Source organism: Pseudomonas sp. SbOxS1 (assembly GCF_013416725.1).
Taxonomy (GTDB): Bacteria; Pseudomonadota; Gammaproteobacteria; order Pseudomonadales; family Pseudomonadaceae; genus Aquipseudomonas.
Window position 1 is genome coordinate 223,118 of record NZ_JAAVXC010000026.1, and the last position, 16,400, is coordinate 239,517.

Genomic DNA, 16,400 nt, shown 5'->3' on the forward strand with positions numbered 1-16,400 from the left:
GGGGTCATGCGCGTCCTGATTATCGAAGACGAAGAAAAAACCGCGGACTATCTGCACCGCGGCCTGACGGAACAGGGCTACACCGTGGACCTGGCCCGCGATGGCGTGGAAGGCCTGCACCTGGCGCTGGAAAGCGACTACGCGGTGATCGTTCTCGACGTCATGCTGCCGGGCCTGGACGGCTTCGGTGTATTGCGCGCCCTGCGTGCGCGCAAGCAAACCCCGGTGATCATGCTCACCGCCCGCGAACGGGTCGAAGACCGCATCAAGGGCCTGCGCGACGGTGCCGACGATTACCTGGGCAAACCGTTTTCCTTCCTCGAACTGGTGGCACGCCTGCAGGCGCTGACCCGGCGCAGCGGTGGCCACGAACCGGTGCAAGTGAGCATCGCCGACCTGTGGATAGATTTGATCAGCCGCAAGGCCACACGTGGCGGCACGCGCCTGGACCTGACCGCCAAGGAGTTCTCGTTGCTCAGTGTGCTGGCCCGCCGCCAGGGTGAAATCCTGTCGAAAACCGCCATCGCCGAAATGGTCTGGGACATCAATTTCGACAGCGACGCCAACGTCGTCGAAGTCGCGATCAAGCGCCTGCGGGCCAAGCTCGACGGGCCGTTCGAAGAGAAACTGCTGCACACCATCCGTGGCATGGGCTATGTGCTGGAGAGCCGTGGTGTCCAGTAATTCGATTGCGCTGCGCCTGAGCGGGATGTTCACGCTGGTGGCGCTTTTGGTGTTCCTGTTGATTGGTTGGGCGCTTTATCAACAGGTGGACAAAGGTCTGGGCCTGCTGCCCGAGGCTGAGTTGGACGCGCGCTACAGCGTGCTCGAGTCCACCGTCGGCCGCTACGGCACGCCCGAGCACTGGGTGAAGATCAATAACAAGCTCAAGCTGCTCGGCGAAGAAGACAAGCGCATCAGTTTCTGGATCGTCAGCGGCGATCCGCACTACGAATACGGCAATCCGACACCGACCATCCGTGCCTTCGCCGAGGGACCGCTGGGCACGCGCGACATGCAACTGGCGGATCACCCCTACCCGCTGAAAGTGCTGGTCAGTCAATTCCCGGCCAAGGACCAGCGCCCGCCCCTGCGCTTCATGATCGGTATCGATACCGAAACGTTCTACCATACCCAGCACCAGTTGCTGATCGCCCTGATAAGCCTGGCGGTTATCGGCGTGCTGATGGCCTCGGCGCTGGGTTACTGGGTGGCGCGGATCGGGCTCAAGCCGTTGATCAAGCTGTCCCAGGAAGCCCAGCGCCTGGCCCCGCCGTTGCGTTCAGGCCGCTTGCGCCTGTCATCGCTGCCCCCGGAGCTGAACCAGTTCGTCGACTCGTTCAACTCGACACTGGAGCGGGTCGAGCAGGCCTACTCGCGCCTGGAATCGTTCAACGCCGATGTCGCCCATGAACTGCGCTCGCCGCTGACCAACCTGATCGGCCAGACCCAGGTCGCCCTCACACGCGGACGTTCGGCAGAGCACTATTTCGAGGTGCTGCAATCGAACCTTGAAGAGCTTGAGCGACTGCGCTCGATCATCAATGACATGCTGTTCCTGGCCAGCGCCGACCAGGGCAGCAAGGCCACCAAACTGACGTCCACCTCGCTGGCGGAAGAAGTGGCCACGACCCTGGACTACCTCGATTTCATTCTTGAGGATGCCCAGGTACAGGTTCAGGTCAGCGGCGATGCCTTGGTTCGAATCGAGATCGCGCACCTGCGCCGGGCCTTGATCAACCTGCTGAATAACGCCGTGCAGCACACCGGGCCCGGGCAAGTCATCGAGGTGCGAATCGAAGCGGGCGAACACCAGGTCAGCATCGGCGTCGCGAACCCGGGCGTACCGATTTCAAGCGAGCATCTGCCGCGCCTGTTCGAGCGCTTCTACCGGGTAGACGCCTCTCGCAGCAACAGTGGCAACAACCACGGGTTGGGACTGGCCATCGTCAAGGCGATTGCCCTGATGCATGGCGGCGATGTGTTCGTGCGCAGCGACCATGGCATGAACACCTTTGGCATGCATTTGCCCGTCTGACTGGGCGCAATAGATCACACCCTTCGTCCCGACATCGATCCCGTAGGAGCCAGCGGTGCGGCGATCCGACTTGCCGGCGAAGGCGTTCTTGAATTTTGCGCCTGTCTTCCGGGCGCCTTCGCATTGTAGGAGCCAGGCTTGCCGGCGAAGGCGTTCTTGAATATTGCGCCTGTCTTCCGGGCGCCTTCGCGGGCAAGCCTCGCTCCTACAGGCGAAGGGGCCCTCGAATATTGCGCTTGTCTTTCGGGCGCCTTCGCCGGCAAGCCTGGCTCCTACAGTGAAAGCGTCCACCCGTTGTCCTGGGCAAACGATCTTTGCTCTTTGCGTAACAGTCCTTTCATGAATCCGCTCTTTTTCCTTTCCCCCAAGCCCCTTATCTTTGCCCGCACCAAACAGCACTTGCCAAGCAAGAAGGTTTAAAAGATGTCCAACAGTATGGGTATTGCCAGCGCTTTCGTTCTGTCTTCTCTGTTCCTGTCTCCGTTCGCCATGGCTGAAGAGTCGCAGGCCTTCGTCGCGCAAAATACCGCACGAGCCGCCGCGTACGAAGAGCACCAGATCGAGATGACCGCCAAAGCCCAGGAGGCCACCCAAGCCCCACAAGCGTCGAGCATCCAGGCCAAACAGGCTGAGAAAGACAGCTGATTTACGCGCATTGCTCCAGTTTCCCTCGACACTTTTCATCGGCTCTTCCCAATGAAAAGTTGTCTTCAAAGCCGCTGCCATCAGCGGCTTTTTTTCGTTGTGTTTTTACAACCTGCCGCGCCCTCCCCGCCGAAAAGAAATCGCTGCGGCTGCAAGAAAAGTGATGTATCCAGCTGACCCAGGAGCTTTACCCCACGTGCGTTTCCCATTCAGTACACCTGCCCTGTTCGTTGCAATCGCTGCAACGATGGCCGCCAATGCTCACGCTGCCGAAGATTCGGCCGCCGAGGGTTTCGCCGAAGGCGCCAGCCTCACCCTCAACGCACGCAACTACTACATGAACCGCAATCGCCAGCAACAGGCCGACGACAACATTGAATGGGGTCAAGGTTTGCTGGGCATCTTCGAGTCGGGCTACACCGAAGGCAGCGTCGGGTTCGGCTTCGACGCCCATGCCATGCTCGGGCTCAAGCTCGACGGTGGCGGCGGCACGGACAACTCGAGCATCCTGCCGGTCAGCGATGGCAACGGCAAAGCACCGGGCTCGTTCTCCACGGCGGGCGGCACCCTGAAAATGCGTGCCTTCGATACCGAATTGAAGGCCGGCGACCTGTTTCTCGCCAACCCGGTGATTGCCGGCGGTGAGACCCGCATGCTGCCGCAGACCTTTCGCGGCGTCAGCCTGACCAACCACAGTTTCGACGGCTGGCTGATCGAAGGGGGTCAAGCGAGCTTCACCAAACTGTACAACCAAAGCGGCCATACCCGTATCGGTACGTCCTACGGCACCCTGGCCGAGGGTGACGAGAGCCAGCATCTCAACTGGGCTGGCGTGGCCTGGAGCGGTCTGCCGGGCGTGACCAGCAACCTGTATGCCGCCGAGCTCAAGGACATCTGGAACCAGTACTACTACGACCTCGACTACACCTATGCGCTCAACGAAGTGGTCAGCCTCAACCCGGGCCTGCACTTCTATCACACCCAAGACACGGGCGATGCGCTGCTCGGCCACATCGACAACAACACCTACAGCCTGCATTTCACCGTCGGCGTCGGCAATCACAGCGTCACCACCGCTTACCAGCGGGTCAACGGCAACACGCCGTTCGACTACATCAGCCAGGGCGACAGCGTCTTCCTCGACAACTCCCTGCAATACTCGGACTTCAACGGCCCGAACGAACGCTCGTGGAAACTCAAGTACGCCTATGACTTTGTCGGGTTCGGCCTGCCGGGACTGACCTCGGCGCTGTCCTACTCCCGAGGCAAGCTGGACCTGACCAAGGTCGATCCAGACAGCCCAGGGTACAGCGCGTGGTACAACCCCGACGGCAAAAACGCCAAGCACTGGGAACGCGACATCGAACTCAGGTACGTGGTCCAGGCCGGCCAGGCGAAAAACCTCGCGCTGCGCCTGCAATGGGCAACCAACCGGGGTGGCAACGGGTATGGCGCACTGGACCAGGACACCGACGAGTACCGGGTGATTTTCGACTACCCGCTCAATGTCTTCTAAGCTTCAGTAAACAAAAGGCCGGCAGGTTTTGCTGGCCTTTTTTTTATCCGGAGTGCGCAGGGATGCTGTGGATGTGACGGGTGTCCGGGACGCTGCCCGATTCTTGTAAAAGAATGTTCCCGACGCCTAGACAGCAGAAGCCAGAATCATGAGCGAGCGCAGCGCGACATTTCACCCAACAACCCCATCCACGCGCTCCGAGCGATTGGTGATTGTCGGCAGCGTGTTGATGGTGATCGCGATCCTCGGCATCGTGGCGTTCCTGCTGGTGCGTGAGCGCGCCAATGCCGAACTGTCAGCCAGCCGCTCCGCCGCCAACATCGTGCAATTGATCGAAGCCGACGTCCTGCGCAACGTCGAGCTCTACGACGTCTCCTTGCTCGGCTTGATCGCGACCTCCCGACGCGAAGACCTCATGCAGGTTTCCCCGCAGATCCGCCATCTGGCCTTGTTCGATCGCGCCACCGCGGCTCCGTACAAGGGTGACATCCTGTTGCTTGACCAGCAGGGCAACGTGGTCGCCGACTCGGCTTCGCGAGAACCCAGGACAGGCAACTTTGCCGACCGCGAATACTTCCAGTCCCACGTGAACAACAGCGACCCGAGCATGTTCATCAGCCGTCCTTTTCGCTCCCGGTTGGCAAACAATGAATGGCGCATCAGCTTCAGTCGCCGTATCAGTGGCGCCCAGGGCGAGTTCCTCGGGGTCGCCGAAGCGGCCATGCGCCTGAGCTACTTCGAGCAGCTGTTCAACAGCTTGAACATCGGTCCTGACAGCTCGATCAGCCTGATCAACAAGGATGGAATCCTGCTGGCCCAGGTGCCCCGCCTGGGAGAAGACCTGACCGGCTCGGACTTCAGCAACCGCCCCAATTTCCAGCGCATCGTCAAGGAAGGCAACGGCAGCTTCAGCAGTGTCTCGGCTCGCTACCAGGATCAACGGCTGTACACCTTTTCCCAGGTCGGCAATCTGCCGCTGATTGTCATCGTCGCACTGTCGGGCGCAGAAGTGTTCGCTTCGTGGCAACGCACGGCGCTGGTGGTCAGCTTGGCCACGATCGCCCTGTGTGCGTGCCTGCTGTGGCTGACCTGGCTGCTCTGCCGCGAACTGCGCCTGCGCCACCATGCCGAGCTGGAACTGGCGCAACTGGCCGCCACCGATGCCTTGACCGGCCTGGCGAACCGCCGCACGCTCGACCAGACGTTGCGTCATGAGTGGTTTCGCGCCCAGCGTTCCGGCAAGCCGTTGTCGCTGCTGATGATCGACGCCGATCACTTCAAGGCCTTCAACGACCGCCATGGCCATCAAGCCGGTGACGAGGCCTTGCGCGCGGTGGCCAATGTGCTGCGCACCCACGTACGGCGGCCTGCCGACCTGGTCGCGCGCTACGGTGGCGAGGAGTTTTCGGTGGTGCTGGCGGAAACCGACATGGCGGGCGCACAACAGATCGCCGAGCGCATTCGAGAGGCCGTCGAGCAGCTGCCGCCGATCGACGGTGCCGACTCGCCGATTACCGTGAGCATTGGCATCAGCACCTGGAATGCCTGCTCAGACATCAACCTGGAGGTGCTGATGTTTGCCGCGGACAAGGCGTTGTATCAAGCCAAGGAGACTGGGCGTAACCGGGTGGTCGCGCTGTAGCGGCTGGCGATGAACATCCGCACATAAAAAAAGGCCACCCGAAGGCAGCCTTTAAAAACTAGAGAGGTTTTTTACTTACACGGCCGCAACAGGGCGCATGTAAGAGATCGGTGCGGTGCTGGCATCTTCGAACGTCACGACTTCCCAGGCATCTGTCTGCTCAATCAACTTGCGCAGCAGCTGGTTGTTCAGCGCGTGGCCGGACTTGAAGCCCTTGAACTCACCAATCAGGCTATTGCCCAGCAGGTAGAGGTCACCAATTGCATCGAGGATCTTGTGCTTCACGAATTCGTCTTCGTAGCGAAGGCCGTCTTCGTTCAGTACACCATCGGCGTCAACCACAATAGCGTTTTCAACGCTGCCGCCGAGTGCGAGGTTGTGCTTGCGCAGGTACTCGATGTCACTCATGAAACCAAAGGTACGGGCGCGGCTGACTTCTTTTACGAACGAAGTGCTGGAAAAATCCACGCTTGCACTTTGGGTGCGGTCACGGAAAACCGGGTGATCGAAATCGATCTCGAAGCTCACCTTGAAACCTTCGAAAGGGACGAAAGTGGCGCGCTTGTCGCCGTCTTCCACCGTCACTTCGCGCAGGATACGAATGAACTTCTTGGCGGCGTCCTGTTCTTCCAGGCCCGCCGACTGAATCAGGAATACGAAAGGTCCAGCGCTGCCATCCATGATAGGTACTTCGGACGCGGAGAGCTCGACGTAGGCGTTATCGATGCCCAGGCCAGCCATGGCCGAGAGCAAGTGCTCCACCGTATCCACTTTGACGTCACCGTTGACCAGCGTGGTCGACATGGTGGTTTCGCCAACGTTTTCTGCGCGTGCAGGGATCTGCACCACAGGATCGAGGTCGGCACGACAAAACACAATGCCGGTGTCGATCGGCGCAGGCTTGAGGGTCAGGTATACCTTCTCCCCGGAGTGCAGACCTACACCTGTGGCACGGATAATATTTTTCAGTGTGCGTTGTTTAATCATGGCTTGGGCCGCTTCAGCGCAAATTGCGAACTGGTATCAACAAAGGCTGGCGATGATAGCAGACCACGCCTTTGCTGAACACCAATCACCTTCATAGCCCTGATACATTTCATCAATCGGCCTGACGACGCAGGAAGGCCGGGATGTCCAGGTAGTCCAGATCATCTTGCGGATTCATCTTCGCGGCAGTCGCAGCACCGGCCTGGGCCTGGTTGCGCATGACGGTCGGACGGTCCAGGTCACGGTAGTTCACCGCTGGAGCTTCCTGACGAACAGGGGCTTGTTGTTGCGGCTGGGAAGCCATCGACGTGTGCACGGTATTGTCGATGATCTTCACCGGCTTCTCGATTTTAGCGCCCAAACCGGTCGCAACGACAGTCACGTGCAACTCATCGCGCATGTCCGGATCGATAACGGTACCGACCTTGACCATGGCGTGCTCGGAAGCGAAGGCTTCGATGATGCTACCCACGTCGGAGTACTCACCCAGGGACAGGTCAGGGCCGGCGGTGATGTTCACCAGGATGCCGCGTGCACCTTGCAGGTTCACGTCTTCGAGCAGCGGGTTGCGAATGGCCGCTTCGGTGGCCTCGCGTGCACGGTTCGGACCGCTGGCGCAGCCAGTGCCCATCATCGCCATGCCCATTTCGCTCATCACGGTACGTACGTCGGCAAAGTCGACGTTGATCATGCCCGGACGCTTGATGATGTCGGAGATACCGCGAACGGCACCGGCCAGTACATCGTCAGCCTTGGCGAAAGCCGACAACAGGCTTGCGTCCTTGCCGAGGATGGTCAGCAGTTTCTCGTTGGGAATGGTGATCAACGAGTCAACGCTTTCCGACAGCAGGCGGATGCCTTCGTCGGCGATCTGCATGCGCTTGCGACCTTCGAACGGGAACGGACGAGTCACCACCGCAACGGTGAGAATGCCCATTTCCTTGGCCACTTCGGCAATGATCGGCGCAGCACCGGTACCGGTACCACCGCCCATGCCAGTGGTGATGAACACCATGTTGGTGCCCTGCAGGACTTCGGCGATGCGCTCACGATCTTCGAGAGCGGCCTGACGACCTACTTCAGGGTTGGCGCCAGCGCCCAGACCTTTGGTCACGCCGGTACCCAGTTGCAGGATGGTCCGCGCGCCAATGCTCTTGAGCGCCTGGGCATCAGTGTTGGCGCAGATGAACTCGACGCCTTCAATGTTGCTCTTGACCATGTGATTCACGGCGTTGCCGCCGCCACCGCCGACACCGATAACTTTAATAACCGGGCTTGCGGGGATGTTGTCTACGAGTTCGAACATTTTCCCTCTCCTTTACGTTCTCTAGTTTTTTCGCCTACTGCCTGTATCTACAACGGTGTAACGGTGTTGCGGTAAATCTTAGAAATTGCCCTGCACCCAGCTCTTGATACGATCGAGCAAGGCGCCTTTGGGTTCTTCGTTGCTGAAGCTGTCGCGGCTGCCGATACCCGAGAACGAGATGCCGTCGGATTGCTTCTGCAGGCCGTACATCAACAGGCCAACGCCCGTGGAGTAAATCGGGTTGCGCACTACGTCATCCAGGCCCTTGACGCCATGGGGCACGCCCAGGCGCACTGGCATGTGGAAGATTTCCTCGGCGAGTTCGGTGGCGCCTTCCATCTTCGCCGTACCGCCGGTCAGCACGATGCCGGCCGGGATCAGGTCTTCGTAGCCACTGCGACGCAGCTCGGCCTGGATCAGCGTGAACAGCTCGTCGTAACGCGGCTCGACCACTTCGGCCAGGGCCTGACGGGACAGCTCGCGCGGCGGACGGTCGCCGACGCTCGGGACCTTGATGGTTTCACCGGCGCCCGCCAGTTTGGCCAGGGCACAGGCGTAGCGGATCTTGATTTCTTCGGCGTACTGGGTCGGGGTGCGCAACGCCATGGCGATGTCGTTGGTCACCTGGTCGCCCGCGATCGGGATCACCGCGGTGTGGCGGATCGCGCCTTCGGTGAAGATCGCGATGTCGGTGGTGCCGCCACCGATGTCCACCAGGCACACGCCCAGCTCTTTCTCGTCATCGGTCAGCACCGAGTAGGCGGACGCCAGTTGCTCGAGAATGATGTCGTCGATTTCCAGGCCGCAGCGGCGCACGCATTTTTCAATGTTCTGTGCGGCGTTGACGGCGCAGGTGACCACGTGGACCTTGGCTTCCAGACGCACACCGGACATGCCCAGTGGCTCGCGGACACCTTCCTGGTTATCGATCACGTAATCCTGCGGCAAGGTGTGCAGCACCCGCTGGTCAGCCGGGATCGCCACGGCCTGGGCGGCGTCGAGTACGCGCTCAAGGTCGGCGGAGCTGACTTCGCGATCACGAATCGCCACGATGCCGTGGGAGTTCAGGCTGCGGATATGGTTGCCGGCCACGCCGACAAACGCCGAGTGGATGCGGCAGCCAGCCATCAACTGCGCTTCTTCGATGGCGCGCTGGATCGACTGCACGGTGGACTCGATGTTCACCACCACGCCTTTCTTCAGGCCACGGGACGGATGGGTGCCGATCCCGACGATTTCCAGCGTGCCGTCGTCCGCGACCTCGCCGACCAGCGCCACCACCTTGGAGGTGCCGATATCGAGACCGACGATCATTTTGCCGCTTTGCACGTTTGCCATGGGGTCCTGCCTCTCTTAATTCTTCGCGACAGCGGGTACGGCTGCCGTCGGCGCTACAGGTTCCCGCCAGCCAACAGCGAGGCCGTTGGCGTAGCGCAGATCGATGCGCGCAATGTTCGTAATCTGCTCTTTGAGCGTCTTGTCATAGATGGCAATGAAACGGCGCATCTTTTCCACCAGGTTGCCGCGTCCCAGCAGCAGTTCGATCCCGGGCCCGGCACTGCCAGGGCCGGTCGTCAGGAACCAGCTGCCTCGTTCGCGCAACTCCAGGCGCGCAATCGAGAAGCCCAATGGCCTGAGCAACTGGCTCAGTACCTGATATTGCTGCATCACTTGCTGTTGAGCCCGCTGTGGACCAAACAACTGCGGCAAGTGTTCGTAATTGGCCAGTTCGCGCGGGGTAAACGCCTGGCCCTGGTTGTTCAGCAGCGATTCGTCGCCCCAACGGGCCACCGGCAATTGTTCCTCCAGGCGAATCACCACCTGGTCCGGCCACACCCTGCGCACTTCGGCATGGGCAATCCATGGCATCGTTTCAAGCTCGGTGCGCATGCTCTCCAGGTCGATGGTGAAGAAGCTCGACGCCACGAACGGGGCGATTCGCTGCTGCACCGCTTGCTGGCTGATGTAGCTCAGGTCGCCCTGCACCGCGATCTTGGTGATCGGTCGGTCGGCGTACGGCATCAAACGCTGTGCGCCTTCATAAGTACCGAACCCCAATGCGACCAGCAGCACTGGCCAGAACAGGGCTTTGAGAACACCGAAGTTGGCTTTCGGCAGGCGCGCGGACATCGGCTCTTTGGCCACCATTCGGCTGGCACCCCGCGGCACCGGCTTGCGGCCGGGTGCGGGTGGCTGATGTCTCAACTGTGCGCCTTGCATGGTCTTAACCTCGCGGCTCTTGCTTGCCGAAGCTCTCAGCCAGAATGGCCAGAACCAGCTGCTGGAAATCCAGACCGGCAGCACGGGCCGCCATCGGCACCAGGCTGTGATCGGTCATGCCCGGCGCCGTGTTGACTTCCAGGAACCAGAACTGCCCCTCGGCGTCCTGCATCACGTCCGCCCTGCCCCAACCGGCGATACCCAGGGCTTCACAGGCTTTCGCCGTGAGGTCCATGAGCTCCTTTTCCTTGGCGCTGTCCAGGCCGCACGGAATGCGGTACTGGGTATCATTGGCGATGTACTTGGCGTCGTAGTCGTAGAAGCTGTGCGTCGTGCCCAGGGCGATTGGCGGCAACACCTGGTCACGCAGGGTGGCGATGGTGAACTCCGGACCTTGAATCCATTGCTCGACCAACACTTGCGAATCGTAGGTACTGGCCGCTTTCCAGGCGTCGATCAATTCAGACGCGGAACTCACTTTGGCCATCCCGATACTTGAACCTTCATGGGCCGGTTTGACGATCAAAGGGAAGCCCAGTTCCGTCGCTGCCGAAATACAATCGGCTTCGCTGCTCAGTACCGCGTGACGTGGCGTCGGAATGCCCAGGCTGTGCCAGACCTGCTTGGTGCGCAGCTTGTCCATGGCCAGCGCCGAGGCGAGGATACCGCTGCCGGTGTAGGGAATCCCCAGGCACTCGAGCAGGCCCTGCATGCTGCCGTCTTCACCGCCACGGCCGTGGAGGATGATGAAGGCGCGGTCGATCTTTTCGTTCAGCAGACGCTGCAGCAGGTCATCGCCGACGTCGAGGCCGAACGCATCCACGCCTGCACTTTGCAGCGCATCGAGAACGGCGTTGCCCGACTTCAGGGACACTTCGCGTTCGGCACTCTTGCCGCCGAACAGCACGGCGACGCGGCCGAAATCTTTCGGCGCGAGGGTGCTGGCGAGGTTGGTGTAGGCAGCAGTCATTTCAACTTCCCCTCGACCGGCGCGACAACGGCACCGGCGAACAACTCACTTTTCAACAGTTTCGGTGCGAGACCGCCGATATCACCGGCGCCCTGGCACAGCAGGATGTCGCCAGCACGCAACAGCGGCTTGACCAGCGGCGCGAGGTCGACACCGCGCTCGATGTAGATCGGGTCGAGCTGGCCGCGCTGGCGGATGCTGTTGCACAGCTTGCGGCTGTCGGCACCGGGGATCGGTTCTTCACCGGCCGGGTAGACTTCCATCAGCAGCAAAACGTTGGCGTCGGCCAGTACATTGACGAAGTCGTCGTACAGGTCGCGGGTACGGCTGTAGCGGTGCGGCTGGTAGACCATCACCAGGCGACGTTCCGGCCAGCCACCGCGCACGGCCTTGATCACTGCGGCGACTTCGGTCGGGTGGTGACCGTAATCGTCCACCAGCATCACCTGGCCACCGTCCACTGGCAGTTCGCCGTAGACCTGGAAACGTCGGCCAACACCCTGGAACCCGGACAGGCCCTGGACGATGGCCTCATCGCTGACGCCCTCGTCGGTGGCGATGCAGATGGTTGCCAGGGCGTTCAATACGTTGTGGTTGCCCGGCATGTTCACCGACACATCCAGTGGCTCGCGGTCTGGGCGCAGCACGGTAAAGAACGTCTGCATGCCTTGCTGGCGCACATTGATGGCGCGCACGTCGCAGTCTTCGCCGAAGCCGTAGGTGACGGTCGGACGCTTGACCTGCGGGAGGATTTCACGCACCACCGGATCGTCCAGGCACACCACCGCCAAGCCATAGAAAGGCAGGTTGTGGAGGAACTCGACGAAGGTTTTCTTCAGTTTGTTGAAGTCACCGTCGTAGGTCGCCATGTGGTCGGCGTCGATGTTGGTGACCACGGCCACCAGCGGCTGCAAGTGCAGGAAACTGGCGTCGCTTTCGTCGGCTTCGGCGATCAGGTAGCGGCTGGTACCAAGCTGGGCATTGGTGCCCGCTGCATTCAGGCGGCCACCGATGACGAACGTCGGGTCCAGGCCACCGGCGGCGAACACCGAGGCGATCAGGCTGGTGGTGGTGGTTTTGCCGTGGGTACCGGCAACGGCGATGCCGTGGCGATAACGCATCAGCTCAGCCAGCATTTCTGCCCGCGGCACGACCGGGATACGACGTTCCAGCGCGGTGGCGACTTCCGGGTTGGACGTATTCACGGCACTGGACACCACCAGCACGTCGGCAGCGGCAGCGTTCTCGGCGCGGTGACCGATGAAAATCTGCGCGCCGAAAGATTCCAGGCGCTCGGTGACCGGCGAAGCCTTGAGGTCGGAACCAGACACTTCGTAGCCCAGGTTCAACAGCACCTCGGCAATCCCGCACATGCCCACGCCGCCGATCCCGACGAAGTGGATGCGACGGATGCGGCGCATTTCCGGTTGTGGCATGGCTTTCTGATTCTCAACCATGGGCCACCTCCAGGCAGGTATCGACCACGTTACGGGTGGCATCGGGTTTGGCCAGGCGGCGGGCCGCAGTGGCCATATCGTTGAGTCGTTGTGGTTGCATCAGGACCTCTGTCAGGCGCGCGGCAAGATCCGCTGCACCGGTCGTTCTTTGCGGCATCAGGAAGGCAGCGCCTTCACGGGCCAAATAATCGGCGTTGCGGGTCTGGTGATCGTCGATCGCGTGGGGCAACGGCACCAGCATCGAGGGCAGACCGGCGGCAGCCAGTTCACTGATGGTCAGCGCACCTGCGCGACATACCACCAGGTCGGCCCAGCCATAGGCTTGGGCCATGTCTTTGATGAAGGGCTGCACCTGCGCCTCTACGCCAGCCGCGCGATAGCGCTCTGCAGTCACTTCATCGTGGTTTTTGCCGGCCTGATGGAACACTTCCGGACGCAAGTCGACGGCGACTTGCGACAGGGCTTCAGGCAGCAGCTTGTTCAACGGCTCTGCCCCCAGGCTTCCACCCAGGATCAGCAAACGCGCCTTGCGACCCGCCAGAGCGGTCCGCGGTGTTTCGAGGAACAGCTCGGTGCGCACCGGGTTACCGGTGGTCCGTCGGCTGCTCGACAGGGTAAAGGTGTCGGGGAACGCTTCACAGACTCGGGCGGCCAACGGCACCAGCAACCGATTGGCGGTACCGGCCACGGCGTTCTGTTCGTGAACGATCACCGGCACACCGGCCAGTTTGGCCGCGACACCGCCAGGACCGGTCACAAAACCGCCAAAACCCACCACGCAAGCCGGCTGCAAACGACGAATGATCGCCCGCGCCTGCCAGACCGACTTGAGCAACATGAACGGCGCCTTGAGCAGGGACAACTTGCCCTTGCCACGCAAACCGCTGGCGTTGATCCGGTGCAGTTCGATGCCGGCCGCCGGGACCAGCTCGTTCTCGATGCCACGCGGCGTGCCCAGCCAGTGCACGGTGTAACCGCGGGACTGGAACTCGCGAGCGCAAGCCAGCGCCGGGAACACGTGGCCCCCGGTGCCGCCGGCCATGATCAATACGTTAGCGCCCATGGTTCGGCTCCTCGGCGAAGTCGCTCTCATGGAACTCCATCTCTTCGCTGCCCAGGTGGGTTCGACTCTCCCACTCGATGCGCAGCAACAAGCCCAGACAGGCACAGCAGATCACCAGCGAACTGCCGCCATAGCTGAGGAACGGCAGCGTCAGGCCCTTGGTCGGCAGCAGGCCGACGTTCACGCCGATGTTGATCAGGAACTGGCCGATCCACAGGAACGACAAACCGTAGGCGACATAGGCGGCGAAGAACTGCTTGGCCTTCTCGGCCCACAAGCCGATGTACATGCCGCGAATACACACGAAGACGAACAGCGCCACCGTGCACAGGGAACCCACGGCACCCAGCTCTTCGGCCAGGACCGAGAACACGAAGTCGGTGTGGGCTTCCGGCAGGTAGAACTGTTTCTGCACGCTGTTGCCCAGGCCGACGCCCAGCCATTCACCGCGACCGAAAGCGATCAACGCCTGGGACAACTGATAACCGGCACCGAACTGGTCGGCCCACGGATCGGCAAAGTTGGTCAGACGCGCCATCCGATACGGCTGCATCTGGATCAACAACACCACCGCCCCGACCGCCAGGACCACCATCAGGGAGAACCGGAACAGCCCGACCCCGCCGAGGAACAACATCGCCGCCGCAGCGCCCATCATTACCACGGTGGCACCGAAGTCCGGCTCCATCAGCAACAGGCCTGCCATCGGCAGCAGTACGATGAATGGCTTGAAGAAACCCATCCAGCTTTCACGCACTTCTTTCTGGCGACGCACCAGATAACCGGCGAGGTAGATCACCACGAACACCTTGGCGATCTCGGAAGGCTGGACGTTGAAAAAACTGAAGCCGATCCAGCGCATCGAACCGTTCACCTCACGGCCGATCCCCGGAATGATCACCATCACCAGCAACCCGAAGGCCCCCAGCAGCATCAACCAGCCCAGGCGCTGCCAGGTGGCGATCGGGATCATCATGGTGACGATGCAGGCACCCAGGCCCAGCACCACATAGATGAGGTGACGAATCATGTAATACAGGGCGCTGCCCGACTGGACCGCCGCCACTTCGGTGGAGGCCGATGCAATCATGACCAGCCCCAGGCCGAGCAGCGTCAGGCAACCGGCGAGCATCGGGAAGTCGAGGTCAATACCGCGCCCGGTGATGAGCGGCGATGGGTACGGCTTGATGATGCCTCGAAGACTCATGCCAGTTCCTCCACGGCTTGGACGAACTGGTGACCACGGTCTTCGTAGTTCTTGAACATGTCGAAACTGGCGCACGCCGGCGACAGCAGCACCACGTCGCCCGGTTGCGCAGCAGCGCGGCATTGCTCGACGGCCTCGACCAGGGAGCCTGCACGAATCAGTGGAACGGCATCGCCAATGGCCTGGCCGATCTTGTCGGAATCGCGCCCCATGAGGATCACGGCGCGGCAGTTGGCCGCCACCGGATCACGCAGGTCCTTGAATTCGGCACCCTTGCCGTCGCCACCGGCGATCAGCACGATTTTGCCGTCGATGTCCGCACCCAGGCCTTCGATGGCCGCCAGTGCGGCGCCCACGTTGGTGGCTTTGGAGTCGTTGTAGTAGCCCACGCCATCCAGGTCGCGGACCCACTGGCAGCGGTGCTCGAGACCGGCGAAATTGCGCAGGGCCGACAGCATGGCGTCGAACGGCAAGCCGACGGCGTGACCCAGGGCCAATGCCGCCAGGGCATTGGACTGGTTATGGGCGCCGCGCACTTTCAATTCACGCACAGGCATCAGGTTCTGGAACTCGAAGGCCAGGTACTTCTCGCCGTCTTCTTCACGGATCCCGAAGGCCTTGAAGTCAGGCTTGTTCAGGCCGAAGGTCCAGCATGGCTGGCCCTCGCCCATCAGCGGCCGGCTCAGGGCGTCCTGGCGGTTGACCACGAACTGCCTGGCACCACGGAAGATCCGGTGCTTGGCCAGGTGATAGGCCGGCAGGCCGCTGTAGCGGTCCATGTGGTCTTCGCTGATGTTGAGCACGGTCGCCACTTCGGCGTTGAGTTGATCGGTGGTTTCCAGCTGGAAACTCGACAGCTCCATCACGTACAGCTCGACGTCATCGCCCAGCAAGTCCAGCGCCGGCGTACCCAGGTTGCCGCCGACGGCCACTCGCTTGCCCGCCGCAGCGGCCATCTCGCCGACCAGGGTGGTCACGGTGCTCTTCGCGTTGGAACCGCTGATGGCGACGATCGGCGCCTTCGCGTTACGCGCGAACAGCTCGATATCGCCGGACAGCTTCACGCCACGGGCAGCGGCGGCCTGCAGGGCCGGGGTCGCCAGCGCCAGGCCGGGGCTCACGTAGAGCTCGTCGGCACGGCACAGGAACTCGACATCCAGCTCGCCACAACGCACTTCCACCTGCGGATAGTCACGCTTGAGCGTGGCCAGTTCCGGTGGATTTTCCCGCGTATCGGCCACCGCAAACGCCACGCCCCGGTTCGCCAGGAAGCGAACCAGGGACATGCCGCTCTTGCCGAGGCCGACAACGATGCGGAAGTGGTCAGACGCGATCAGGGACACGGGTTT

The 16,400-nt window shown here is 61.6% G+C and carries 14 protein-coding genes; 5 read left to right on the forward strand and 9 right to left on the reverse strand.

All coding sequences use genetic code 11. The features are described 5' to 3' along the window. The first annotated feature begins 6 nt into the window (after positions 1–6). From HFK74_RS21955 to HFK74_RS21975, 5 genes are all read left to right on the forward strand, one after another. Positions 7–684 carry a heavy metal response regulator transcription factor gene (locus HFK74_RS21955; protein WP_007998286.1) on the forward strand — a complete coding sequence of 226 codons (678 nt, stop codon included), beginning with the start codon at positions 7–9 and terminating at the stop codon, positions 682–684. Further along, positions 674–2,038, forward strand: a complete 1,365-nt coding sequence (locus HFK74_RS21960; protein WP_008057522.1) for a heavy metal sensor histidine kinase — start codon at positions 674–676, stop codon at positions 2,036–2,038. The genes HFK74_RS21955 and HFK74_RS21960 overlap by 11 nt, the downstream gene beginning before the upstream one ends. A 423-nt stretch (positions 2,039–2,461) precedes the next feature. Further along, positions 2,462–2,683, forward strand: coding sequence for a hypothetical protein (locus HFK74_RS21965; RefSeq protein WP_180205319.1), 222 nt, complete (start codon positions 2,462–2,464; stop codon positions 2,681–2,683). 247 nt (positions 2,684–2,930) lie between these two features. Then, positions 2,931–4,199, forward strand: coding sequence for an OprD family porin (locus HFK74_RS21970; RefSeq protein ID WP_306669917.1), 1,269 nt, complete (start codon positions 2,931–2,933; stop codon positions 4,197–4,199). 148 nt (positions 4,200–4,347) lie between these two features. Beyond that, a complete protein-coding gene (locus HFK74_RS21975) occupies positions 4,348–5,841 on the forward strand; it encodes a sensor domain-containing diguanylate cyclase (protein WP_180205321.1) in 1,494 nt (497 codons plus the stop codon). 75 nt (positions 5,842–5,916) lie between these two features. Here HFK74_RS21975 and lpxC read toward each other — a convergent pair whose 3' ends face one another. The 9 genes from lpxC to murD all read right to left on the reverse strand — a co-directional run bounded on the left by lpxC (position 5,917) and on the right by murD (position 16,394). Further along, positions 5,917–6,828 carry a UDP-3-O-acyl-N-acetylglucosamine deacetylase gene (gene lpxC / locus HFK74_RS21980; protein ID WP_008060300.1) on the reverse strand — a complete coding sequence of 304 codons (912 nt, stop codon included), beginning with the start codon at positions 6,826–6,828 and terminating at the stop codon, positions 5,917–5,919. Between the two features lie 112 nt (positions 6,829–6,940). Further along, positions 6,941–8,134 (reverse strand): cell division protein FtsZ, encoded by a 1,194-nt coding sequence (gene ftsZ / locus HFK74_RS21985; protein ID WP_046819017.1) that lies wholly within the window; start codon positions 8,132–8,134, stop codon positions 6,941–6,943. Between the two features lie 78 nt (positions 8,135–8,212). Continuing rightward, positions 8,213–9,472, reverse strand: a complete 1,260-nt coding sequence (gene ftsA, locus HFK74_RS21990; RefSeq protein WP_008060298.1) for a cell division protein FtsA — start codon at positions 9,470–9,472, stop codon at positions 8,213–8,215. Positions 9,473–9,487: 15 nt separating this feature from the next. Beyond that, the gene (locus tag HFK74_RS21995; RefSeq protein ID WP_180205322.1) at positions 9,488–10,354 is read right to left on the reverse strand and encodes a cell division protein FtsQ/DivIB; all 867 of its coding nucleotides are present in this window, start codon (positions 10,352–10,354) and stop codon (positions 9,488–9,490) included. A gap of 4 nt (positions 10,355–10,358) precedes the next feature. Next, complete coding sequence (locus HFK74_RS22000) at positions 10,359–11,324, reverse strand: D-alanine--D-alanine ligase (protein WP_180205323.1); 966 nt, start codon at positions 11,322–11,324, stop codon at positions 10,359–10,361. After that, a complete protein-coding gene (murC, locus tag HFK74_RS22005; protein ID WP_180205324.1) occupies positions 11,321–12,781 on the reverse strand; it encodes a UDP-N-acetylmuramate--L-alanine ligase in 1,461 nt (486 codons plus the stop codon). Before murC ends, HFK74_RS22000 begins: the two co-directional genes overlap by 4 nt. Next, positions 12,774–13,844, reverse strand: coding sequence for an undecaprenyldiphospho-muramoylpentapeptide beta-N-acetylglucosaminyltransferase (gene murG / locus HFK74_RS22010; RefSeq protein WP_180205325.1), 1,071 nt, complete (start codon positions 13,842–13,844; stop codon positions 12,774–12,776). Before murG ends, murC begins: the two co-directional genes overlap by 8 nt. Continuing rightward, positions 13,834–15,051: a putative lipid II flippase FtsW gene (gene ftsW / locus HFK74_RS22015; protein WP_008060279.1), complete on the reverse strand. Its 1,218-nt coding sequence runs from the start codon at positions 15,049–15,051 to the stop codon at positions 13,834–13,836. The genes murG and ftsW overlap by 11 nt, the downstream gene beginning before the upstream one ends. After that, the gene (gene murD / locus HFK74_RS22020) at positions 15,048–16,394 is read right to left on the reverse strand and encodes a UDP-N-acetylmuramoyl-L-alanine--D-glutamate ligase (protein ID WP_180205326.1); all 1,347 of its coding nucleotides are present in this window, start codon (positions 16,392–16,394) and stop codon (positions 15,048–15,050) included. The genes ftsW and murD overlap by 4 nt, the downstream gene beginning before the upstream one ends. Positions 16,395–16,400 lie beyond the last annotated feature (6 nt).